Annotated in this window: 25 protein-coding genes and 1 riboswitch; of the genes, 16 read left to right on the top strand and 9 right to left on the bottom strand. The window is 63.8% G+C overall.

Annotation, left to right across the window (positions count from 1 at the left end; all coding sequences use genetic code 11):
• Positions 1–11: 11 nt before the first annotated feature.
• From ACSFCA_RS34195 to ACSFCA_RS34170, 6 genes are all read right to left on the bottom strand, one after another.
• Positions 12–1,259, bottom strand: a complete 1,248-nt coding sequence (locus ACSFCA_RS34195; protein ID WP_435462632.1) for an aminotransferase class III-fold pyridoxal phosphate-dependent enzyme — start codon at positions 1,257–1,259, stop codon at positions 12–14.
• Positions 1,260–2,759, bottom strand: a complete 1,500-nt coding sequence (locus ACSFCA_RS34190) for a GMC oxidoreductase (protein ID WP_435462631.1) — start codon at positions 2,757–2,759, stop codon at positions 1,260–1,262.
• Positions 2,756–4,030: a condensation domain-containing protein gene (locus tag ACSFCA_RS34185; RefSeq protein ID WP_435462630.1), complete on the bottom strand. Its 1,275-nt coding sequence runs from the start codon at positions 4,028–4,030 to the stop codon at positions 2,756–2,758. Before ACSFCA_RS34185 ends, ACSFCA_RS34190 begins: the two co-directional genes overlap by 4 nt.
• Positions 4,031–4,214: 184 nt before the next feature.
• Positions 4,215–5,549: an MFS transporter gene (locus ACSFCA_RS34180; RefSeq protein ID WP_435462629.1), complete on the bottom strand. Its 1,335-nt coding sequence runs from the start codon at positions 5,547–5,549 to the stop codon at positions 4,215–4,217.
• On the bottom strand, positions 5,546–6,517 hold the full coding sequence (locus ACSFCA_RS34175; protein ID WP_435462628.1) for a sulfotransferase family protein: 972 nt from the start codon (positions 6,515–6,517) through the stop codon (positions 5,546–5,548). Before ACSFCA_RS34175 ends, ACSFCA_RS34180 begins: the two co-directional genes overlap by 4 nt.
• 56 nt (positions 6,518–6,573) lie before the next feature.
• Positions 6,574–7,260 carry an acyl-homoserine-lactone synthase gene (locus ACSFCA_RS34170; RefSeq protein WP_435462627.1) on the bottom strand — a complete coding sequence of 229 codons (687 nt, stop codon included), beginning with the start codon at positions 7,258–7,260 and terminating at the stop codon, positions 6,574–6,576.
• A gap of 599 nt (positions 7,261–7,859) precedes the next feature.
• Here ACSFCA_RS34170 and ACSFCA_RS34165 point away from each other — a divergent pair.
• Positions 7,860–8,573, top strand: a complete 714-nt coding sequence (locus tag ACSFCA_RS34165) for an autoinducer binding domain-containing protein (protein WP_435462626.1) — start codon at positions 7,860–7,862, stop codon at positions 8,571–8,573.
• A gap of 70 nt (positions 8,574–8,643) precedes the next feature.
• On the opposite strand, the gene tnpB is transcribed toward ACSFCA_RS34165, so the two are convergent.
• Positions 8,644–9,135 carry an IS66 family insertion sequence element accessory protein TnpB gene (gene tnpB / locus ACSFCA_RS34160; protein ID WP_435462625.1) on the bottom strand — a complete coding sequence of 164 codons (492 nt, stop codon included), beginning with the start codon at positions 9,133–9,135 and terminating at the stop codon, positions 8,644–8,646.
• A 22-nt stretch (positions 9,136–9,157) separates the two neighbouring features.
• Positions 9,158–9,646 (bottom strand): ParB N-terminal domain-containing protein, encoded by a 489-nt coding sequence (locus tag ACSFCA_RS34155; RefSeq protein WP_435462624.1) that lies wholly within the window; start codon positions 9,644–9,646, stop codon positions 9,158–9,160.
• A 70-nt stretch (positions 9,647–9,716) separates the two neighbouring features.
• Positions 9,717–9,978: riboswitch (cobalamin riboswitch) on the top strand.
• Between the two features lie 154 nt (positions 9,979–10,132).
• Between ACSFCA_RS34155 and cobM the strand changes: the two genes are divergently transcribed.
• The 11 genes from cobM to ACSFCA_RS34100 all read left to right on the top strand — a co-directional run bounded on the left by cobM (position 10,133) and on the right by ACSFCA_RS34100 (position 18,751).
• A complete protein-coding gene (gene cobM, locus ACSFCA_RS34150) occupies positions 10,133–11,002 on the top strand; it encodes a precorrin-4 C(11)-methyltransferase (protein ID WP_435462623.1) in 870 nt (289 codons plus the stop codon).
• Complete coding sequence (locus tag ACSFCA_RS34145) at positions 10,999–11,946, top strand: sirohydrochlorin chelatase (protein WP_435462622.1); 948 nt, start codon at positions 10,999–11,001, stop codon at positions 11,944–11,946. The genes cobM and ACSFCA_RS34145 overlap by 4 nt, the downstream gene beginning before the upstream one ends.
• Positions 11,943–12,632: a precorrin-8X methylmutase gene (locus ACSFCA_RS34140; protein ID WP_435462621.1), complete on the top strand. Its 690-nt coding sequence runs from the start codon at positions 11,943–11,945 to the stop codon at positions 12,630–12,632. The genes ACSFCA_RS34145 and ACSFCA_RS34140 overlap by 4 nt, the downstream gene beginning before the upstream one ends.
• Positions 12,629–13,732, top strand: a complete 1,104-nt coding sequence (locus tag ACSFCA_RS34135) for a cobalt-precorrin-5B (C(1))-methyltransferase (protein ID WP_435462620.1) — start codon at positions 12,629–12,631, stop codon at positions 13,730–13,732. The genes ACSFCA_RS34140 and ACSFCA_RS34135 overlap by 4 nt, the downstream gene beginning before the upstream one ends.
• 14 nt (positions 13,733–13,746) lie before the next feature.
• The gene (cbiE, locus tag ACSFCA_RS34130) at positions 13,747–15,072 is read left to right on the top strand and encodes a precorrin-6y C5,15-methyltransferase (decarboxylating) subunit CbiE (protein WP_435474796.1); all 1,326 of its coding nucleotides are present in this window, start codon (positions 13,747–13,749) and stop codon (positions 15,070–15,072) included.
• Positions 15,069–15,866, top strand: coding sequence for a precorrin-2 C(20)-methyltransferase (gene cobI, locus ACSFCA_RS34125; RefSeq protein ID WP_435462618.1), 798 nt, complete (start codon positions 15,069–15,071; stop codon positions 15,864–15,866). The genes cbiE and cobI overlap by 4 nt, the downstream gene beginning before the upstream one ends.
• Positions 15,856–16,608 carry a cobalamin biosynthesis central domain-containing protein gene (locus tag ACSFCA_RS34120; RefSeq protein WP_435462617.1) on the top strand — a complete coding sequence of 251 codons (753 nt, stop codon included), beginning with the start codon at positions 15,856–15,858 and terminating at the stop codon, positions 16,606–16,608. The genes cobI and ACSFCA_RS34120 overlap by 11 nt, the downstream gene beginning before the upstream one ends.
• A complete protein-coding gene (locus ACSFCA_RS34115) occupies positions 16,605–17,009 on the top strand; it encodes a cobalamin biosynthesis protein (RefSeq protein ID WP_435462616.1) in 405 nt (134 codons plus the stop codon). Before ACSFCA_RS34120 ends, ACSFCA_RS34115 begins: the two co-directional genes overlap by 4 nt.
• Before the next feature lie 69 nt (positions 17,010–17,078).
• On the top strand, positions 17,079–18,059 hold the full coding sequence (gene cobJ / locus ACSFCA_RS34110; protein WP_435462615.1) for a precorrin-3B C(17)-methyltransferase: 981 nt from the start codon (positions 17,079–17,081) through the stop codon (positions 18,057–18,059).
• Positions 18,056–18,412, top strand: a complete 357-nt coding sequence (locus ACSFCA_RS34105; RefSeq protein ID WP_435462614.1) for a (2Fe-2S) ferredoxin domain-containing protein — start codon at positions 18,056–18,058, stop codon at positions 18,410–18,412. Before cobJ ends, ACSFCA_RS34105 begins: the two co-directional genes overlap by 4 nt.
• Before the next feature lie 108 nt (positions 18,413–18,520).
• Positions 18,521–18,751, top strand: a complete 231-nt coding sequence (locus tag ACSFCA_RS34100) for a hypothetical protein (protein ID WP_435462613.1) — start codon at positions 18,521–18,523, stop codon at positions 18,749–18,751.
• A gap of 120 nt (positions 18,752–18,871) precedes the next feature.
• Here ACSFCA_RS34100 and ACSFCA_RS34095 read toward each other — a convergent pair whose 3' ends face one another.
• Complete coding sequence (locus ACSFCA_RS34095; protein ID WP_435462612.1) at positions 18,872–19,318, bottom strand: universal stress protein; 447 nt, start codon at positions 19,316–19,318, stop codon at positions 18,872–18,874.
• 412 nt (positions 19,319–19,730) lie between these two features.
• Here ACSFCA_RS34095 and ACSFCA_RS34090 point away from each other — a divergent pair, with 412 nt between their 5' ends.
• Genes ACSFCA_RS34090 through ACSFCA_RS34075 form a run of 4 tightly spaced genes read left to right on the top strand, consistent with a single transcriptional unit; the run spans position 19,731 to position 22,487 of the window.
• Positions 19,731–20,102 (top strand): hypothetical protein, encoded by a 372-nt coding sequence (locus ACSFCA_RS34090; RefSeq protein WP_435462611.1) that lies wholly within the window; start codon positions 19,731–19,733, stop codon positions 20,100–20,102.
• Positions 20,103–20,104: 2 nt separating this feature from the next.
• Positions 20,105–20,674, top strand: a complete 570-nt coding sequence (locus tag ACSFCA_RS34085) for a GTP-binding protein (protein ID WP_435462610.1) — start codon at positions 20,105–20,107, stop codon at positions 20,672–20,674.
• Entirely contained in the window at positions 20,671–22,059 is a 1,389-nt protein-coding gene (locus tag ACSFCA_RS34080; protein WP_435462609.1) for an ATP-binding cassette domain-containing protein, read from the top strand. The genes ACSFCA_RS34085 and ACSFCA_RS34080 overlap by 4 nt, the downstream gene beginning before the upstream one ends.
• 23 nt (positions 22,060–22,082) lie before the next feature.
• The gene (locus tag ACSFCA_RS34075; RefSeq protein WP_435462608.1) at positions 22,083–22,487 is read left to right on the top strand and encodes a hypothetical protein; all 405 of its coding nucleotides are present in this window, start codon (positions 22,083–22,085) and stop codon (positions 22,485–22,487) included.
• Positions 22,488–22,493: the final 6 nt, after the last annotated feature.

Below are 22,493 nucleotides of genomic sequence, written 5' to 3'. Positions count from 1 at the left end.
CGCTGTTCCTGTCATGCCCAGTGATGCTTGTTGGACAGACATGCTTTTTCCGTGGCACGAAACGCCTCGGCGCAGTATTCGGCCACGGACGCGGCAGTGACCTCGACAGCCATGTCCTCGTCCTTGCGGTAGTCTGCGAGCGTTCGCTCAAGTGCCGGCTGCAAAGCTTTGAAGAACGCTTCATGCATGGACACATTGCTCATGTACGTTGCCGGGTAGCCGGTGTAGATGCCATGTTGCAGACATCTCTGTGCGAAGGCCTTTCCATGCCTTTTTGTGGGCAGAACAATGTCGAACATGGTGTCGCTGCCGAGAACGCGCGCTGGTATTTCGCTGCGCTCGAACGAGGTCTGGAACAGACTTTTGAGCGTTGAGCCAACTTCGGCGAGACGGGCCGCAATTCCGGCTTCTTCAAAGATTTCCTGTGTCAGGTTGCCAGCCACAAAGGCCCGGTTCTCGCGCAGGTAGGTATTGCCGAGATAGGCCCTGTCGGCTCCCGCCATGGCATCCATGGTGCCGACCACCGCGGAAAGGCCGACACCTTGTGCGATCCCCTTGGCCAACGTAATGAGGTCGGCTTTCACGCCATGTTTCTGGCAGTAGCCCCCCTTGGCGTAACGAAGTCCGCACAGGACCTCGTCGACGATCAGCAATGCGCCATGCAGCCTTGCCAGCCTGGAGATTTCCTGCAGCAGTTCAGGGGGAAAGACCGAGGGCTCGGGCGTGAAAAAAATCCCTGCGACTTTCCCCTCGTTCTTGGCCAGTTGCTGCTCCAGGATCTCGAGGTCATACTGAAAATCGTGGATGTGCTGATCGCTGGCTGGCGGATTGTCCGACCAGGGATGCTGCTGAAAGATGTCGTGCCATCCATGGAAGCCAGCCGTCAGGATGATCGACTGGCCTGTTCGGTGCCGGGCGATCCGAACCGCTGCTTCCGTTGCACAAGACCCCGTCCTCAGAAAGAACACTCTGGGCGTGTCTGGGAACATCATCGAGATTTTCCGGGCCAGCATCTGGCGTTGCAGGCTCACCGGCGATGGCAAGATGTCGGCTTCCTGCTCCATCGAACGCGCCAGCTTGGCCTTGAATACCGGATCATTGCTGCCGAACGGTGAAGCCCCGCTGCAGGACGTCATGTCCATATAGGTTTTGCCGTTGATATCCTCCGCCATCGCGCCGTTGGCTGAGCGAAACAGGATGGATGAACGGGTTTCACGTTCCCATTCGGCCAAATGTCCGGTAGCTTCAAAATCGAGCATTCAAATTACCCTTTCATCGAGTGACATGGCCATTCGCCTCGCATTGGCCATGATGGTGTGAGTCGGATTGCTGTTCCCTGCGAAATTCATGACGGAGCCATCCATGACATGAATGTTTTTGAATCCATGGATGCGTCCGCAGCTGTCTACGACCGAGGTCCTGGGGTCGCACCCGGCGCGCATCGTGCCGTGCAGGTGGGAGCTGCCTTTTGAGTGGGCAAAAGGCTCTCGCTCGATTCGACCTGCGCCAAGGTGGCGCAGAATTTCATCCGCGCGGTCGGCGAGAAAACCAATTCGCGCGCGATCATTTTGCGAATTGGCGTATTCGAAACGAATGCGAGGGATACCGTGGTGGTCAACGGTCTCGTCCAGCACGACGCGGTTGTGTGACCATGGTTCCTCACCGGCGATGTAGTGCAGGCGCACAAGACCGGTGTTTTCATGCGGCGATGGGAGATTCGCCTCGTAGATGAGGCCGCCCAACCCGCAAGGCACATCGACATGCTCGTAGAACTGGTCCGTATACACGGTCGCATGAGTTCCCCAGTGAGGGGCCAATGCAGCGGAGTTGCAATCGGCAGACTTCACGTGGCCGACCGAGTAGCCGCTGATCTTGAATGAGAGGCCTCGTCCGACAAGGTCGGAGCCGTTGCCTATTCCCTTCGGCGCATGCACGCTCTTCGACCGAAGCATCAATGCGGCTGTTTGCACGGCGTTTGCGCAGACGATCACCCTGTCGACCGGGATGCGGATCAGTTCCGATGAGAGCGGCACATAGCACTCAAGGGCTTCCGCCGTGGCGTCGTTGCGCAGCGCGATCCGATTGACAAAACAGCCATACAGAACCGAGATCATTCCCGGCAGGGCGTCGTCGTCCAGGATGTTCCTGGCCAGCACGGATGCTTTCGCCTCCGTGGGGCACACCAGTTCATCGCAGGCTGAACATGCGATGCATCCCTTGCGGGTCCCTGGCGGGCGGATTGCCAGTGGAATACGCTGCGGTCTTATTCCGAGCTCCCGCATCGCGTTGGACAGCATGAGTCCGCGAGGGCTGGCCGGATACGATGGAAATCCGTTCGAACCACTGACCTCCAGGAGATGCTCGATCTCCGCGTAGAAGGGTTCGAGGTCCTGGAGGGCGATGGGCCAGTCGACCTCCATGTCGGTCGCAAGATATCGGGAGGCCGACAGATCCGCCTGCCGGTATCTCAACGTGATCGCGTTGTAGAACTGCATTCCGCCGCCGACACCGCACGCGGTCCATGGATTGCCGTCGGCGGGGCCATCCGAAGAAGTGAATGCGCGGCTGTAGGCTGCTTGATGAGGGCCGTACATGGCGCCCGGGGAAACCAGGCCTCCAAATTCCAGGATGGCCACGCGGTAACCTTTTTCCGCCAGTGTCCGCGCGGCGATCGATCCAGAGGGCCCAGAGCCAACGATGATCGCGTCGAAGTTCGTGTAGTCACAGGAGGCGGCCGAAATATGTCTGATGCTTGTCACAGACAGTGGTCCTCGCCTCTGGGTCTGGGTGTGGCGGGCCAGCAGCCGGTGCTCGCGACGGTGACCAGGAGGTGCTTCGTACGTGCCACGTAGTGGGAAACCGCAATGCCCGCTGGGTCGGTGGCGGGGTGGCGGTAGTCGACGAATAGGCCGTCGTGAGTTCGCGAGATCCAAAGGCACACCTCGTCCGGATCGGTGCAGCGGCTACGCAGGGCGATGGTTCGCCAACGGTTCCAGTCGCGACTGCCGCGGGTACGGCGAGCGTCCATGTACGAGATCATGAAAGGATCGCGCAGGGGGTGGCCCAGCAGTTCCGCCACCCGCAACATCGGTGTCCGGGCCAACTCCTTGGCTTCGTCGAGACTGGAGAACGCGGCACTCACCGCCTCGTCAAAGGAGTCGGTTGCGCTCAAGGGGAAGGCAACCGGGACCATTCCCACATACCAGCCGATGGACCATTGCCAGGCGCTGGTCTGGGTATTGATGGGGACCATGGTGCGAAACTCGTCTGAGCCGGTGATTTCATGGCCGACCTTGGCGAAGCAGGCGAGCAGCCCGGATGCGGCGTCGCCTCCGGCTGCGCGGCAGACTCGGTCGAAGGCGCGTGCGGCGGATGCGTCAAGCAATTCGCTGCGTCCACTTGTCTGGGTGCCGGAGCTGTTGCTCAGATCGCTGACCGGTAAAGGGAACTCCGGCAGGCGGCCGCTGCCCTTGGCGAGGAATCGCCGCCAGTGGACGATGGATTCGTGGTCGGCGGTCAGCGCATCGGCGGCGGTCCGTTCGGCCTCAGCGAAATCAAGATAGCTGGCCGCGGGGGGAAGAGGAGGCGGGGCAGGCGTGCCATTGGAAATGGCGAGTGCTGCGGCGTACAAGGCTTGGATCTCATATATGGTCTGGCAAACCGAGTAACCATCGATCAGGCTGTGATCGGCGGCGAGACAGACCGTGGTCGCCTCCGGGCCGCTGATGGTGGTACAGATATATCCAGGCCAAGCGAGGGGACCGGCCTCGCTGTCGAACAACTCCTCCAGGTGCCACGCCAGTTTCCGGCCGTCGGCAAAATCTCCCTCTGCACTGGGTTGAATACTCACGGCACCGGCCGATAGTGTCATGCGCTGCAGGCCGGCCTCCGGGGTGGAGCTGGATGCAGGAGCAAGGTGACTGCGCAGGGTTTCGTGGCGATTCGCCCAGTCGCACAGGGCCGTGGCGAAGGCGTTCGCATCGAGCTCGGCGGGCAGTTCGAAGGCGCAACCCAGCCAGGACGGTGGCATAGGACCTTCGCCTGCCGCCTCGATTGCGCATGTGATGAGTGCTTCCTGGACGTGGGACGCTCGCCGGAGATCGGCTACCCAGGCCGCCGCGGACCTGTCCGGGGCGCGGGCTCGCCAGACGGTGAGGCGGCCTGGAGACAGGCTGAGTGACGACATGTCAGTGAATTTCATGATTGGGCATGTCCTATCTGCGAGGAATGAAAACGGTTGGCGCGGATGTCGGCGCGACTTGTGCTTCCGCAAGCTGCGGCGTGCGCACTGTCCACAGGTCGGACGCCAAAATCCAAGCGGTGGCTGTCGCGATCAGGGCGCCGCTGAACAGCAACGTTGTTCGGGAATCCAGCCACATTCCACAGGCGCCTCCCAGCAGGGCACCCAGCGAAGCCAGACCCCAGACGACTGTGCGGATGCTCGCGTTCACCCGGCCGTGCAGCTCAGGTGGCGTCAGTGCGTAGCGGATCGGTACCTGGTGGACGTTGTAGACCTGCTGGCCGGTCCATAGCAGGAGTTGCGACAGCCCTGCCGCCAGCCATCCCGACTCTTGAAGCACCGGGGTAAGTACCGCGCCGACGGCGCTGGCGAGGAGGGCTGCGACCAGCACGCGACCCAAGCCCAGCACCCTGGCAACTGGACGGGCGAGCAACGAGCCTGCGACAGCTCCAACCGCAGCGATGCCCGTGACTGTGCCGACCTCGGCGCCGGTCAGTCTCAGCGCTTCGGTCAGGTACACCAGGAAGACCGCAGAGTAGGCGCTGTAGCAAAAGATGAGCGTGCCGGTGGCAAGGGTGACCGCGCGCAGTCGAGGCGTGCGCAGCACGAACAATGCACCCTCGGCCGCCTCCGAGAGGACGCGGCCGATACTGCTGCTGCCTCGCATGACGCTCCGATGGTCCTTGCAGCCCTCCGTAGCCGACGAGGCTCTCTCTGGCCTCATCGCCACGTACGGGAGCAGCGCCGTCGCTAACAGGAACGACGCTGCGTCCGCGAGTATCGCAATGGGCGCGGAAACGGTGGCGATCAGCCAGCCCGCGAGAGGCAGGCCAAGCACCAGCGCCGCCGACTGTCCCAACTCCAGTCTGCTCTGCGCCTTTACCAGTTGCGGACGCCGCACGACGGTTGGCACACACGCCAGGAAGGCCACATCGGCGATCACCGTGGCCGCACCCACAAGAACGGCGACGATATACAGGTGAAGCATGCTGACGTTTCCGTGCAGAGAAGCAGCCAGCGGCACGGTGGCCAAGGTGAACGCCATTGCAGTGTTCGCCGTCATCAGAAGGATCCGGTGCGAGACCCGGTCGACGAGGACTCCAGCGGGCAGGCCCAGCAACAGGTACGGAACCCGTCCGCAGGCGAGCAATACCCCAGTCTCGAGCGGCCCCGCGCTGTGCAGTTGGATCGCGGTCAGAGGAAGGGCGAGAAGCGTCACCTGAGAGCCCAAGAAGGAGACCACCTGGCCTGTGAGAAGCAGGTAAAAGCTGCGAGACAGTCGAGGCGCTTCGTGCGTCTTCTGGCTCATCTCGCGTTCTCGGTATGCGGTGTCGATAGGCCGTAGCCCAGGCGTTCCAGTTCCTTCCCTGCGATCTGCTCGAACGCCTTGATTTCCCCGGACGTGAGGTCGTGCAGATATCGGCCGTTACGCCCCGTGTACAGCGGTTTGTTGGCGGCTTTTGCCGCAGGATGGCCCCAGGGTTTGTCGAACAGTGCGTGCTTTTGCTCTGCGTGGTGCAGGACTGCCTCGTCCCATGGCAGTCCGAGATAGTCCAGCATCTGCCCGATGGTCTGGCGAGGCTGGCTGACCAAGTCCTCGTACCGTACTTCCAGATAGCGACCGTCGGGGGCAGCTTGGCGGGGTCGGGTGAGAACCTCCAGCCATCCGCGCGCGGCCTGCTCGACCGTCCGGTAGCCCCAGTCGGGGACGGTCTTGATATGGGACGCAGCCAGGTCACGGCCATCGCGGATGATGTGGATGAAATGGGCTTGTGGCCAGATCGCGGCATACGTGCCGATGTCCTGAATCCGCCGCTGAAGCTTCAGGCCCCATCTTCCGGCCCCCGTCTGTTTACGTCGGAATTCGCCGATGGAGTCGATGAGCAGACAGCGATCCTCCAACGCGGACAGATCGGTGCCGCGTTCGACCATCAGGCGGGTTACCAGGTTCCGTATGTCGTCACGGCTGAGACCGAATCGTTCGCACTGCACAACGAAGTGAGCACCGTCGAACCACTCAGGGGCAACGCTGTCCTTCGTCGCATCGGCGAGCTGCGAGGCGTGGAGGTCCATCAGGTCGCATACCGCGAGGATGTGCGGGCCGAGGTCGACGGGTTCGGTGAAATCGATCTCCGGGCCGACGACCAGATCGGAGTGGGAGTCAAGCAGGATGCTGAGCAAAGTGGTACCGGAGCGATTCTCACCGCCGAGCAGCACAGGGTTGGAGTGCAGGGCAAGTGAAGGGGTGCCGGTGGGCTGGATGCTGGTACGGGGCACGACATCTCCTGTGGGCAGTGACAAGCGGGTTTGGTCAAATCAGTCCACCTGCTTCTTCACACCGCACGGGTAGCAAACTTGCTTGGAGCTGACGTGGGCGAACTGCATGCCAAGGCTGTGTCTATCCAACACGCAAAAATGGGCTGGCCGTCAACGATGGCCGGAGGTCCTGCACGGTGCGCCGCGAATCCGTATCGACGTAAAAGGCGCTCAATGCCCAAGGGGGACACAGTGATCAGCCGATGTACGCCGTGAGCAGCTGCGAAGCGCAGCGCCGCCTCAAGTAATGCAATCACCTTCGTAGATGCAAATTGCGAAAGTGCACCGGAGGCTGCGATTTCGTCGCCGCTCGCTGCGAACCGCGAAAGCTCCCAGACCTCTGGGTCCCGGGGGGGCTCGCCCGGGATTAGCTGCGGAAACACCTCGCCAAGCAGATACGGGCGAACGGTGGGAAGTAGACGGGCGGTGCCGATTACCTCGCCGGCGTCCCCTCGCGCAAGTAGATACATCGTGTCGTCGCGGTCGAATTGGTCCAATTCGGTGTCATGTGCGGTGACCAGCTTCCAGCCGAGTTTCTCGACGAAGATCTTGTAGCGATACTTGGCCAGCTCGTGAAGAGTGCCAGGAGCTAGAGAGTCGGATCGACCAGTAAGAATCTCCACCTTGACCTCTTTGCGTTGTGCGTGGAGGTGGATTTCACCGTTGGCTGAGTGATCTCGGAACTGCCAATTCTGGTAGTTCATCTGGTCTGAGATTTGCAGAACGAATTGCGTGCGAATGCGTGTCAGTCGAGGCGATCTACAGCAGTTGCGAGTGCGATAAGGTTTGGAGTGAAATCAAGATCAATTTCGTCCTCGCCGATCAAGAGGACGTTGCGTCGCAGTAGGCCGACTCGCACAAAGCGAGTCTCGGAAAGGCAGACCTCAACCACCAATCCCAGCCGATAGAAAGTGGGGATTCCGACGCCCTTCTACTCAGTGAACCCGCTGATATTGGCCTGTGTGCCGCAGAAGCGGTCTGCGTCTGGAGTTGTCTCCCTCTATCCCTGTTATGAGATGGCAAACATCGAGTGTCAGGAGCTGATTCACCGATATACGCAGATGGCCATCGCGCGAGACCGGTGTCTAACCAGAAATGCGTATTCGCCTACGGCAGGCGAACGTGTGCAACTCAACGATCAGCCACCGGAAAGCAAGCTGGGCCAGGATGGAGGTAGGTCGGATGCCCAAAGTCGATGACAACGAGTCGGCACAATTTGCACAACATTTAAAGTGAACCCGATCGTACATTTCATGCTGCTTGGACTCAAAAACTGACTTGACGCAACACGTGAGGTAGAGCTATGAACAAGTGGTCGGAGACGCTGCTGACGGCCTTGAACCGAACCTCTGGGGAAGAGGAGGTGTTCGCACTTGTTCTCTCATCAGCACGAGAACTCGGCTTCGAGTATTGTGCGTACGGTCTACGCCACCCGCTGCCACTGACTAGTCCGAAGGTTTTCATGATCAACAATTACCCGAGCGAGTGGCGGGAGCTCTATGTGCAAAAGGGGTATCTGCACATTGATCCGACAGTGATTCATTGCCGGAAAAGCCAAACCGCACTCGTTTGGAGCGATGACATTTTTGAAAGTGCGAGGGGGTTCTGGCATTCAGCACGCTCATTCGGACTCAATATCGGGTGGGCCCAGTCCTGTTTTGACGGGCATGGGGGAGTCGGAATGCTGACGCTTTCGCGGCGAGCAACGCCGCTCAGTCAGGCGGAGCTTGATGCCAACGAATCGCACATGCGCTGGTTGGTCAACATATGTCATCAAGCCCTTGCGAGAGTGGTATCGCCTCGCTTGAATATTGAACAAGATGTGCCATTGACTTCGCGCGAGATCGAGATATTGCAATGGTTAGCTGATGGCAAGACATCGAGCGAGGCTGCTGAGATACTTTGCATCTCGGCCGACACGGTGAACTACCATCTGAAGAATGCCGTGGTAAAGCTTCGAGCTGCGAACAAGACGGGGGCAGTAGTGAGGGCCGCTTTGCTTGGCCTTCTGAGCTAAGAGTGTTGATTTCTATGGAGTCCTGACCCGATGGGGAGGCGGACAAAAACTTGGACTACCAAGAGGTAGTTCATGTATTCGCACGAAGACTGGATTCGAGCTGTGCACCGCTCAGCGAGATCGAGCCCGACTCGGTCTGCGGCCAGATGAAGCGGCCACGCTCCAAGTGTTTGGCCAGCACACACATGCCGTCGTCGTCAACACACACCGGCATCAATGAAACCCCCTCGGCACTGTCCCCCATTTTTTCGAGCGCCGTCCTAAGCGACTCGATCGCTGCTGCAGAAAGATCCTTCCGCTTCAGCTTGATCGTTGTCAGTCCCTTCGCCGTCGTTGAAATTACGGCAACGAGAACTCCTTCCAGAATCACGTTCACATCCGGTTTCGGCAATTGAGCTTTCGACTCCGTTGGCTCTTCGTTTCCGAGCAGCAGCGCCAGCACCGCAAGACGATCCAGTTCCCCCTGAAATGCGGCCGCCTTGGTCGCCCGAAAAGCCATCTTTTCCGGATCTTCGTCCCAGGCTCGCTTCAGCGCCCCTGCGTCCCGGTATTGCAACTCCAAGGGTGACCTAAGGAAGGTCTGATCAAGTCGTAAATTGGCTTGATGGCGAGCGCGTGTGCTTGTCGTTGCGCTCGCAAGCTCGTCTCTCCAGGCGAAGGGCGACCATCAAGCGCTTGAGTCCCGACAACACTTCGAACCTCGCTTCCGGAAACTCCGGGTGCACTGAGGACGGCGAGCATGGCCGGACCAGAATTGGAACCATGTTTCCGCCCGCTTCACGCATCTGCTCCTGCAACTCGTCGGCACCGACAGCGTGGAAGAGATCGCCGTGCCGGATCGCCCAGCGCGATGGGGAGACCAGGTGCGGATCGATCAGTCCCGCTACGCCCGTGGCGCGAAAGTCGGGCGACCAAGCCTTCAATTGCGTCATAAGCCTATGAACCTCGTTGTCTTGGTATTGGGTTGAGGTCGAGGCCGGGGGGAAGGGCTCCTTCAGGAGCTTGATGTAAGGGACAAGTGCCACCGCAGAAGAAACAGTATGGATGGCGGGCTGGGGTGTTTCGAGACGCATGACGGCTCCTGAGGTCGACGGCCGACTCCGGCGGCGGCCCCTGCCAGCGCCCAGCCATAGCGGCTGATACACTTTGAGCGCGTTGTCAGGTGTCCTAGCGTCCCGTGGAAACGGCGGGGCGGCCAGGGTGAAACGGGAAGTCGGTGCGCAGCGGTGGTAAACACCGCGCCATGCCGACGCTGCCCCCGCAACGGTAAGCGAGTCAAAAGCAAAACCCCGGGATTCGGTCCCGCGCCACTGTGTCACGAAAAGCACGGGAAGGCGGTCTTTGCGGGAGAGCCGATGGCCCTCCGCTCGCGAGCCCGGAGACCGGCCTGACGACCAGCGCATGACCTTGCGGTGGGCGAGGATCGGCGGGCGACGCATGGCGTCTGGCTCGATGCATCCTCGCATCCGTCGGCGCCGCATCCACGGACGCCTCCCGATTTCTCCCTCCCGCCGGGTCTTACCGACCATCTATCGCGCGGCGGGCGCGGAGGAACCAACATGAACGAGCGAGCCATCGCTCCAGGCAGCGCCGCGGGCAGCGCGGCCCTGCGTACGTCCGCGCCGGGAACCGTCTGGTTCGTCGGCGCGGGTCCGGGCGACCCGGAACTCATCACCGTCAAGGGCCGCGGCCTCATCGAACGCGCCGGGGCGATCCTGTTCGCGGGCTCGCTCGTGAGCGAAGCCGCCACGCGCTGGGCGCCCCCCGATTGCGTTGTCGCCGACAGCAAGGACATGACGCTCGAGCAGATGTCTTCATGGCTGATCGCGCAGGCCGCGCGCTGCCAGACCGTGGTGCGCCTGCAGACCGGCGACCCGGGTCTCTATGGCGCGCTGATCGAACTGGTGCAGCCGCTGGATGCGGCGGGCGTGCCGATCGGCGTCGTACCGGGCGTCTCCTCCGCCATGGCCTCGGCGGCGGCGGCGGTGGAGAGCCTCACGCTGCCCGAGGTCACGCAGACCGTGATCTTCACGCGCGTCGAAGGGCGCACGCCGATGCCGGAAGGCGAGTCACTCGAGGCGCTGGCTGCGCACCACAGCACGCTGTGCATCTTCCTGAGCATCACGTTGATCGGCAAGGTCACGGCCGCGCTGACGGCCGCTGGCTGGTCACCCGACGCGCCCGTGGTGGTGGTCCACAAGGCGAGTTGGCCGGGTGAGGAGCAGATCGTGCGTGGCACGGTCGCCACCATCCAGGCGCTGTGCCGCGAAGCCCGCATCGTGAGCCAGTCGATGATCATCGCCAGCCCCACGCTGGGCGCGCGGCAGTGGACCACGCTCGCCAAATCCAAACTCTATGACGCGAGTTTCACGCACCGCTTCCGGCGCGCGAGCGTTCCCGTCGAAACCCTCCAGCAGGACCTTCCATGAGCACCGAAACCATTCTCCTGGTGGGCCACGGCTCGCGCGAAAAATCCGGCAACGACGAGATCGAGGCTTTCGCGGCGCAATGGCGCGAGCGGCAACCCGGCTGGCGCATCGAGGTCTGCTTCATCGAGTTCTCCGAGGTCACGATGAGCGAGGGCCTGCGCCGCGCGGCCGAGGGCGCGCAACGCGTGGTCGTGGTGCCGCTCATCCTCAATGCGGCGGGCCACGTGAAGATGGACATCCCGCAGGCCATCGATGGTGCGCGGCTCCAGTATCCGATGGTGCAGTTCCTCTATGCGCCGCACCTCACGGCCTGCGACCCGATCCTCGCGATCCTGCGGCGGCGCCTCAAGGGCGCGATGCAGGCGCTGGACATGCCCGACCCGACCACCACCGGCGTGGTGATCCTGGGCCGGGGATCGTCGGACCGACAGGCCAACGGCGACATGGCGAAGATGGCGCGCTGGCTGCTGGAGGAGACCGACCACGAACTGGTGGATCTGGCCTTCACGGGCATCACCTACCCGCGCCTGGAGAAGGCCGTGCAGCGCCAGAGCCTGCAGGGCATGAAGCAGGTGGTGGTGCTGCCGTACTACCTGTTCAACGGCACGTTGGTCGAACGCATTGCGCGCCAGGTTGAGAACCTGAAGGCGCAATACCCGACGATCCGCTTCGTCTCGACCCGGTACTTCGGCTTCGAGCCCGAGATCTTCGCGCTGCTGGAACAACGCGTGAACGACCTGCGCCGCGGCGTGCCGATCGCGCTCATGCCCTGCGACGGCTGCAAGTTCCGCGACTTCGCGGTGGCGCACGGCCTGGGCGGCCACCACCATGACGATGCGGTGCTGCACAGCCATGGCGAGGGGCATCCGCATCCGCACGATCACGCGCATGACCACGCGCATGGCTGCCCTCATGCGCACGACACAGCGCCAGCACTGCGATGAAACCGACGTCTTCCATGGCGGCCAACGTCGTCACCGAGCAACTTACCGCGGCCGGCCGCACCATCGAGCACGACTCCTTCGCGGTGATCGATCGCGAGGTGACGTCGCACGCCTACACGGCCGATCAATGGCCCGTGGTGCGCCGCATGATCCATGCGAATGCCGATTTCGACTTCAACGGCCTGACCGACTTCCACCCGGACGCGGTCGACGCCGCCATCGCCGCCATCCGTTCGCGAGCAAGCCGCGTGGTGGCCGATGTCGAGATGATCTGCGTGGGCCTCTCGGCCCCGCGCCTGGCCCATTTCGGCATGGGCACGCACCAGTTCATCAGCGACGAGGATGTGATCGCGCAGGCCACGGCCGAAGGCACCACACGCGCCGTGCAGGCCATGCGCAAGGCACACCGCTTGGGGCTGGTCGACGGCGCGATCATCGGCATCGGCAATGCACCGACCGCGCTGATCGAGATCGTGCGGCTGATCCATGAAGAGGGCGCGCGCCCCGCGCTGGTGGTCGGCATGCCGGTCGGCTTTGTGTCGGCGGCCGAGTCGAAGGACCTGATGGCGCTGGAGGCCGGCGTGCCCTGGGTCGTGATTCGCGGCCGCAAGGGCGGCTCCACCTTGGTGGTGGCCGCGATCCACGCGCTGCTGGGTCTGGCCGAGGCGCACGAGCACGCCGCATGATGAACAAGGACGCGCCCCGCGGCACCCGCACCGGTTTCACGACCGGTGCGTGTTCGGCCGCGGCAGCGCGCGCGGCGGTGATCGGCCTGGTCACCGGCCGGGTGCCCGAGGAGGTCGAATGTCTGCTGCCCAACGGCGACCTGGTGCGCTTCGCGGTGCAGGACGGCCGCGTCGACACCGCGGGCGTGAGCGCGCATGCGATGGTCATCAAGGACGCGGGCGACGACCCCGACTGCACCGACAAGGCCCATCTCACGGCCGACGTGCGCCTGTTGCCCGAGCTCGCAGGGCAGGTGGTGCTGGCGGGCGGCGTCGGCGTGGGCACCGTCACCATGCCGGGGCTAGGGCTGGCCGTCGGCGGGCCGGCCATCAACCCGGTGCCGCGCCGCAACATCGAGGCGAACGTGCGCGCCGTGGGCACCACGCTGCTCGACCAGGTCGGCCTCGAAGTTGCGATCTCCGTGCCGCAGGGCGAAGAGATGGCCAAGAAGACACTCAATGCACGCCTGGGCATCCTCGGCGGCATTTCCATCCTGGGCACGACCGGCATCGTCAAACCCTATTCCACCGCCGCCTACCGCGCGAGCGTGGTGCAGGGCGTGCAGATGGCGGGCACGCTGGGCCATGGCGTGGTCGTGCTCACGACCGGTGGACGTACCGAGAAGTTCGTGATGGCCGAAATGCCGGAGCTGCCCGAGCCGGCCTTCGTGCAGATGGGCGACTTCCTGCGCTATGCGATGGGCGCTGCGGTCAAGGCCGGGATCAAGAGGGTCGTGATCGGCGGCATGGTCGGCAAGCTCACCAAGATCGCGCAGGGCGAGACCATCACCCACGCCGGCCGCGCCGAGGTCGACACCGGCCTGCTGGCCGACCTGGCCGCAGGGCTCGGCGCGCCGCCCGACGTGTGCGACGCGATCCGCGGCAACGAGACTGCGCGCTATGCCGGCGAGCGCATGGACGCGCTCGGGCTCGGCACCGCTTTCCACACGGCGCTGGCACAACGCGTCATCCAGACGCTGCGCACGCGCTACCCCGACCAATTCGAACTGAAAGTGCTGGTCTGCGACTTCGAAGGCCGAAAGATCGCGGAGGCCTCCTGAACACCGACAAGATGATGAACAAATGCCGAATTCTTGGCGTGCTCGATGACGGCGATGCGAGCCTCGGCCGCAGCGCGCTGGCGCATCTGCAGCACGCGCAACTGGTGATCGGCGGCGCGCGCACGCTGGCCCTGTTCGCGTCGCACATCGCACCCGATGTGGTGCAGCGCGACCTGACCGGCGACCTGTCGCAGGTGCCCGAATGGATTCGCGCCGCGCAGGCCGAGGGGCGACGCGTGGTCGTCCTGGCCACCGGCGATCCGCTGTGCCACGGCATCGCGGCCTTCCTGGCGGCGCACCTGTGCCTGGAGGCGATCGAGGTCCTGCCCAACGTGTCGACGCTGCAGTTGGCCTGTGCGCGCCTTGGCCTGCCATGGCAGGAGATGAAGTTCGCTTCCGTGCACGCCAAGGACGCGGGCGACTGGCTGCCGGGCTCGCCGCCCGCGCATGGCCTGTATGCGCTGCTGCGCGACATCCGCCAGCACGATCGCCTGGCTGTGCTCACCAGCCCCGACAACACGCCCGACCGCATCGCGCGCATGCTCGTGGCCGAGGGCCTGGCCGACGACTTCGAGATGGCCGTCGCCGAGCGTCTGTGCCAGCCCGAGGAGCGCGTGGTCAGCGGCATGCGCATCACCGCCGCGGCGCAGATGCGCTTTGCGGATCCGAACGTGGTGCTGCTCTGGCGCACCCGGCTGCGTGCGCCGCAGGTGTTGTTCGGCCTGCCGGACGCCAGCTTCGAGCAGCGCCATCCCGAGAAGGGCCTGATCACCAAGAACGAGGTGCGTGCCGTCTCGCTCGCTCGCATGCAGTTGCGCGCCGACAGCGTGGTATGGGACATCGGCGCGGGCTCTGGCTCGGTCGGGCTCGAGGCCGCACGGCTGTGCTGGCGCGGCCACGTCTACGCGATCGAGAAGAACGCGGACGACAGTGCCATCGTCGCGCGCAACCGGCAGGCCATGGGCGTGAGCAACCACAGCCTGGTGCACGGCAAGGCGCCCGAGGGCCTGGCGGCGTGGGCCGACCCGGACGCGGTGTTCATCGGCGGCTCCGGCGGCGAACTGGCCGAACTCATTGCGCTGGTGCTGCGGCGCCTGCGCCCGGGCGGCTGGCTGGTGATGAATTTCGTGACCATCGAGAACTTCGCGGGCGCGGTCGAGGCGTTGAAGGCGCAAGGTGCGAGCTGGGACGTGCTGCAGCTTCAGGCCTCGCGCAGCAAGCCGATCCTGCACATGCATCGGCTTGCGGCCGAGAACCCGGTGTGGCTGGTCTGTGCGCAAAGGGGCGAGGCCCACGCGAAAAGAGATGAGGCCTGCGTGCAGGCGGGCGGTACGGTATGACGGCGCCCGGCATGCTCTACGGCGTGTCGCTCGGCCCCGGCGACCCCGACCTGATCACGCGCCGCGCCTGGTCGCTCCTGACGCGCCCCGACACCATCTGGACCTATCCCGTTCGCAGCCTGCGCAAGGAAAGCTACGCGCTGGACATCGCGCTGCGCGCCGGGCTGTCGACGCCCGCGCAGCATCAGGCCCTGCTGTTCCCGATGACGCACGACGTCGAGAAGCTCGCGCGCCATTGGCTCAAGGCCGCCGAGGCCGTGCGGGCGCTGCTGGCGACCGGGCAGGATGTGCTGTTCCTGGTCGAGGGCGATGCCTCCACCTACGCGAGCTTCTGCTACCTGGCGCGCGTGCTGCGCGAGCTCGACCCGGCCGCGCGCATCGAGGTCGTGCCCGGCGTGACCTCTTTCAATGCGGCCTGCGCACGGCTGCAGTTGCCGCTGTCCGAGCAGGACGACACCGTTGCCATCGTGCCGGCGGCCTACGGCATTGCCGCGGTCGAGAAGATGCTCGAGGACTTCGACACGCTGGTGCTCATGAAGGTCAAGCCGCTGCTCGACGACCTGGTTGACCTGCTGGCGCGGCGCGGTCTGCTTGAACACAGCCGTTTCATCGAGAAGGCCGGCTCGCCGGTCGAACGTATCGTGCACGAGGTGGCCAGCCTGAAGGGCACGAAAGTCAATTACCTGTCGCTGCTGCTGGTGAAGAACCCCGGCCGCGAACGCGGTGAGCTGGTGCGCGGCTGCCGCAAGAAGACCAGCACCGAAATCGAAGAGGACAACCCGAATGACGAATGACGCCGCATCCGCGGAAACCGCACCCCGCGTGGTGCTTGTTGCCATCACCAAGCATGGCGCGCAGCAGACGGCCGGACTGGCGCGCCTGTTGCCTGAGGCCAGCGTGTGCGTGGCCGACAAGTTCGCGCCGCTCATGGCCGGCCTGCCCAACCCCGTGCGCGCGTACGCGGGCGCGTTTCGTGACGAGATCGCCGCGCTGTTCGCGGACTTCGATCAGGTCGTGTTCTTCGTTTCGCTCGGCGCCGTGGTGCGCCTGATCGCACCGCACCTCAAGAACAAGGACGAAGATCCGGGCGTGCTGGTGGTCGACGATGCCGCGCAGTTCGTGATCCCGGTGCTCTCGGGCCACGTCGGCGGTGCCAACGCGATGGCCGAGCAGGTCGCCGCGCTGCTGGGGGCCACACCCGTGCTGACCACTGCGTCGGATGTGGGCAAGACCATCCCCGTCGACATCCTCGGGCGTGAACTCGGCTGGAAGGTGGAGGCGCCCAAGATCAACATCACGCGCGTCTCGGCCCATGTCGTGAATGGCGAACCGATCGCGGTGGTTCAGGAGGCAGGCAGCCCCGATTGGTGGACCCGCCCGACGCCTCTGCCGGCCAACATCCACCGGTTTGCGCGATTCGGCGAGGTCGACCTCGCGCGCTTCAAGGCCGTGCTGTGGATCACGCAGGCCGAGGTGAGCGCCGAACGCTGGACCGCGCTGGCGGAGCGCCTTGTGGTCTACAGGCCGCCCCAATGAGCCCGGTGCGCTATGCCATCGGCCTGGGCTGCGACCGCGGCACGCCGCAGGCCACGCTGCAGCAGGTACTCGACGAAGCGCTGACCAGCATCGGTGCGCAATTGGCACAGGTGGCGGCATCGGCCAGCATCGACCTGAAGGCCGACGAGGCGGGCCTGCTGGCGCTGGCCGCAGCCCACGGCTGGGCGATGCGCTTCTATCCCGCCGCGCAACTGGCGGACGTGCCCGTGCCGCATCCGTCGGAGACGGTGCGCAGGCACACCGGCACGCCCTCGGTCAGCGAAGCGGCCGCGCTGCTGGTCGGCGGCGGCCTGCCGATGACGGCGCTGGTCGTCCCGAAGCACAAACACCGCGGCGCCGACGGGCGCCACGCGACGATCTCGATCGCGCGAATGTCCTGAATCTCAATCCCGAATGGATCCCGCAATGAATACCTCTGTGCGCACCGCGCCAGCCCTGGAGTTGAACCGATGAGCGGCAAGATCTCACTCGTCGGCATTGGCCCCGGCAGCCATGACCATATGACCCAGCGCGCGCTGGCCGCGATCGCCGAAGCCGACGTGGTGGTCGGCTACAGCACCTACATCAAGCTGGTGGCCGATCTGCTCGAGGGCAAGGAAGTGATCCGCAAGGGCATGACCGAAGAGCTCGACCGCGCGGTCAACGCGCTCGAACGTGCGCGCGAGGGCAAGAAGGTCGCGCTGATCTCCAGCGGCGATGCCGGCGTCTACGGCATGGCCGGCCCGACCTACGAGGTGTTATTCCAGGCCGGCTGGACGCCGGACTCGGATATCACCGTCGAGGTGGTGCCCGGCGCATCGGCCATCAACGCCTGCGCGGCGCTGGTGGGCGCGCCGCTCACGCACGACTTCTGCTCGATCTCGCTGAGCGATCTGCTCACGCCCTGGCCGGTGATCGCACGACGGCTCGATGCGGTGGCGGCAGCCGACTTCGTGGTGGCCCTCTACAACCCGAAGAGCGGGCGGCGCACGCAGCAGATCGTGCAGGCACAGCAACTGTTCCTACGGCACCGTCGGCCGGGCACGCCAGTGGCGGTGGTCAAGTCGGCCTACCGCCGGCGCGAGCGCATCGAGTTCACCACGCTGGCCCACATGAGCGAGTGCGACATCGGCATGCTGACGACCGTGCTCATCGGCAACAGCCACACCTTCCTGCAGCACGGCCTGATGGTCACGCCGCGCGGTTACGCCAACAAGTACGACCTGGACGACGGTGGCAGCACGCGCGGCGGCGAGAAGCCCGGCCGCTCGCTGTCGACCGGGCTTCTGGGCTGGATGGCCAACCTGCGTGCCGACCATGCCGAAGGGATGAGCGTTGCTGTGCTGGCGGTGCAGCACTGTCTGCCGGCTGACTACATCGAAGCCGTGCTTGCAGCACCAGCAGAGGAGGAGGGCGCTGCGGCCGCGCCGGTCGAGGAGGCACAGGAATGACCGAGATCGTCAAACCGAAGATCGGCAGCTACAAGCGCCACCTGCTGGTCTGCACCGGCCCGCGCTGCAGCCCCGACGGCGCCTCGCAGGATCTGTTCGACAGTCTGGGCGACAAGTTCAAGGCGGCGGGGCTCAATGAGGGCGAACTGCGCGTCAAGCGCAGCCGCGTCGGCTGCTTCGCCGCCTGCAAGGGCGGGCCGGTGATGTGTGTGCAGCCCGACGGCACTTGGTATTACAACGTCACGCCAGAGAACATGGACCGCATCTTGTCCCAGCACTTGGTAGGTGGCGCGGTTGTGGAAGACCTAGTGTTCCACCAGGGGCCTGGGCTGACGGCGAATGAGGACACCTGAAACGCCGCAGATGTGCGCTGGCGAAGCCAGCAAGCGGTTCTTTGAACAAGGGACTCACTTGATCGAGGACCGGGACCTGCCCGAACAAGATTCTGATCCCTCGGCACAATGCGTTCCATGATCGAGTTGGAAAAATTGCCCGACGCGGAACTGGGCGCAAGGGCGGTCGAATGGCGCAGAAGAGCGCTGCAGGGTGATCTGAATGCTCGCGGCGTGGCTCACCAGTTGGAAGCTGAACTGCGTCGACGTGCTGGTGCCCCCTTCCCGGACTACGACACCCTTGATTTGAGGCCACTGGATCTCAGGCAGGAGCGGCGACGCTGGTGGTGGCCATGGTGAGATTTCACGTCCTATCGATCAAGGACCCTTCCCGACGCGGCGCCCGTGCCGTTCGGTGAATGTATGCCACAGGCTTGCGGGCTTCAGAGCTTGCTGAAGCGCACTGCGACGGCGTGACGCCTAACGCAGCACCAGCACGGGGATGTGAGAGTGGGTCAGCACATGCAAGGTCTCACTGCCCATGAGCAACCGTGCCAGGCTGCGTCGTCCGTGTGACGCCATGACGATCAGGTCGCACTGATGATTCTTGGCCGTCGCGATGATGGCCTCGGCGATCTGGTTCGATCGCGCAACCACGATTTGTGTATTGCGAACACCTTTGACCAGCGCTGCGGACTTGACGGCTCCCACCAACTGCTGGGCCATGGCGTCCGACTGCTCCTGCATGGTTTCGATCTCCCGCTGGTTCAGCACCATGGAGCCTTCGAAGTAGCTGTATGGCTGGAGGTGCACAACCGTCATGCTCACCAGATCGGCACTGCTCAGCAAAGCCAGTTCAATGGCGGCGGCGACCGCCTGAGCCGACAAATCCGAGCCATCGGTTGCGACAAGAATGCGCTTGTACATGGCAGGCTCCTTGGCCCCCGGCACCGCGGGCGCCCTGTGAATTCAGTCTAGTCCGTGGCCTTAAGGCCTACAAGGCCAGAGTATTGGCATCGGCCCCTAGACCGCTGCAAAGCTGGCGTGCCGCATCGCTGTACGGCTAGACAAGATTCGGTCAGTTGCGACTGGCCAAGCAGCGCAGCCATCTTGGAACATCGCATTGCACGAGCCTCAAAGGCGACACAGCCGAGACCAGGGGCATTGCTCCCGATTGCATCCAAAAATGAGAGGCTGAAATCCGATTTTCATCCGAGTAGATTTAAGACTTTGGAATTAAGCTTGCGCCGCAATCTTTCTCCATGGCACCGTCTGACGGCTTTGCAGAGCTACGGGGGACTCTTCATCAGCTGCAAGTTCACGCCCCTTCGCTTGAAACATGGATTACCTGTCACCGAGACTCGCAACGAGCGCCATCGACATATTTGAAACGAAGGTGCTGACCCTGGCGAGCTGGCCGCAACTAAGACAGGTTCCGGCAGACAGGCTTGGTTGCTATGCACGCATCTGCGTGCTTCTTGCCTACGCGCCCTCTGTTGGATTTCTGATCCATCGTCGGCTCGGCTTGGAAAGCGAGGAAGTCTTGCCCGTACTCCATGCCCTGCATGATGCGGGTCACTTGCGCGTGACCTGCGACGCGCATCAGCCAGGCAATACGACGATCCTCGAAGAAGAGGCTCCCAGTGTGGAACCCGAGATTGCTCGACGCACCACCCTCTGGGGCAAACTGTTGACCAAGTTGCTGAGCTGAGCATGGAGAGTCGCATTCTCTTTCTCGGTCCGGTGGGCGCTGGCAAGACCACCGCGGTGCGGACGATCAGTGACATCGATGCGGTAGACACCGATGTGCGGGCCTCCGACGAGGTTTCCGACCTCAAGGGGACAACCACCGTGGCCATGGACATGGGGATCCTGCAGTTGAGCGACGCCGACCGCATCGTCCTCTATGGCGCGCCCGGGCAGGACCGGTTCGATTTCATGTGGGAGATCCTGCTGGAGCAGAGCGACGCCGTGCTCTTGGTGCTCGATCATTCCGCGGCAGATCCGGTGGCCGACCTCCGCCGCTATCACTCCACACTGATGCGCGTGCCACGGCAGCGGCTGCCTATGGCGATCGGCCTCACGCATACCGACCGCGCGCCGCAACGACCGCTGGACATTTATGACGGCTTTCTGAAGACAGTGAAGGACCGCTGCGGTTGCATGATGTGCACGCCTCCCGTACTGTCCATGGACGCGCGCAGCCGCTCGGATGTGCTCGTGACGCTGGCGGCGATGCTGGAAGTCTCGCAGCGGTTGCCACTCAAGCCCTGCGCCGCATGAGGCTTCCCGCTCCAGGCTGCGTACTGTCGCTGCGCGGTCTTTGCATTTCCTACGACGACCGTCAGGTGCTGAGCCAGGTCGATCTGGATCTGCCTGAGAAGGGGGTCACCGTACTGCTCGGCCCCAGTGGCACCGGCAAGTCGGCGCTGCTGCGGACAGTGGCTGGCGAGAACGCCGGCCACCCCTCCATCCGAGTCGAAGGCCGCGTCGACTACGTGCTGCCGGATCGAAATCCGCCGCTGGTGATGCAGAAGGCCAAGCTGCTGCTGTCCGCCGTGCTTGAAAATCTTGTTCACGACTGGCCCGAGCGCGCCAATTTGACTGCCGCGCAGCAGCATGCCCATGTCACTCAATGGCTGGCCTCGTTGGGTCTGGAGCGGCTTGTACAGCACCTGCACGTACCGGTCATCAGCCTGCCTCTGTCGGACCAGCGCCTGGTGTCGGTGTTGCGCCGCGCAATGGTGACTTCCCCCTTGCTGCTGTTGGATGAGCCGACTGCGGGTCTTTCCGACGAACAGGCCGAGCCGATCCTCGCACTGATGCGCCGGCTCCGGCAGCAAAGTTCGCTTCTTGTGGCGATGCACAACCTCGGCCAAAGCCGGGCCATCGCCGACGCGGTCGTATTGCTCGCCAGCCGATGCGTGCAGGAGCACAGTGGCGCACAAGCCTTCTTCACCGCCCCGGCCAGCGAGTCGGGGCGACTGTTCTTACGCACGGGGTCGTGCCCGGAAGAGCCGCGGCATCAGCTTGAGAAAGAGCTGGCGCCGGAGCTTGCCAGCACGGCGCCAAAGCCGTCGCCTCCTCCCCATCATCCTCTTCCTCCTCGCTCGCCCGGTCCCAACGGATTCGCGTGGCTGATTCCCGGACGGCTCGCAGGCACGCCATGGCCCGGCCTCCTGCGGCCTGCGGCATACGACCTCGAACTGCTCCAGGCGGCCGGTGTCACGCAGTTGTTCTCAGTCACCAACCGGCCGTTCCCCGCCGAACTGGCCCAGGCCCACGGCATGGCGGTGGAGAACGATCCGATGGTGGACATGCAGCCGCCGGATATTCCGCAGGCGATCGCGCTGTGCCAACGCATAGAAGCTTCGCTGGCCAGCGGTGAGGTGATGGCCGTGCACTGCCACGCAGGACTCGGGCGGACGGGCACCACGCTTTGCGCCTATTGGATCTGGCTGCAGCGCGGGCGCACCACCGGCGAGCTTGCCTTGCAGCAGATCCGCCGCTTTCACCTGGGCTGGGTGCAATCCGCCGCCCAGGTCGACTTCCTCCATGTGTTCGCACTGGCCGTCGCGCGCATGAACTCCGCCATGCCGAGTCTTTCGACAACTGCGGGCCGCAGCGATGTGACTTTATCCAGGTCCGTGACAACAACTCCTCGATAACTATCCACGAAAGGCAATTCGAAATGTCCCAACTTGACAACATGCTGCAGAAGGCAGTTACCAGCGTCCCTGAATGTGTGGCCACCGGATTCATCGATCTCGCATCCGGCATGCTGCTGGGCGTAAAAACGGTGGACTCGCATCCGCAAGAGGTGATCGAGTTGCTTGCCGCCGCAACAGCCGACCTCTTCCAGGGCCCCAACGTGGTTGCCATCGAAAAGCTCTTTCGGACAGCCCGCGGCGTGTCGGAGGACGGTCAGCACTACTTCCAGGAAGTCATCGTCAACAGCAACAACCTGATCCATGTGTTCTTGCGCGGCAAGAGGCAGCAGCAGGTCGCGGTCTTCGTGTGCCGCAAGGGTGCCAACCTTGGCATGGTGCTCGCGAAGGCACGCATGGCGATGCCGGAAATCGAAGCCGGCCTGTAAAGCGTC

Source organism: Variovorax multivorans (assembly GCF_051216835.1).
GTDB lineage: Bacteria > Pseudomonadota > Gammaproteobacteria > Burkholderiales > Burkholderiaceae_C > Variovorax.
Note: the sequence above shows the minus strand (reverse complement) of the source record. Positions and strands in the feature narration are given on the sequence as shown.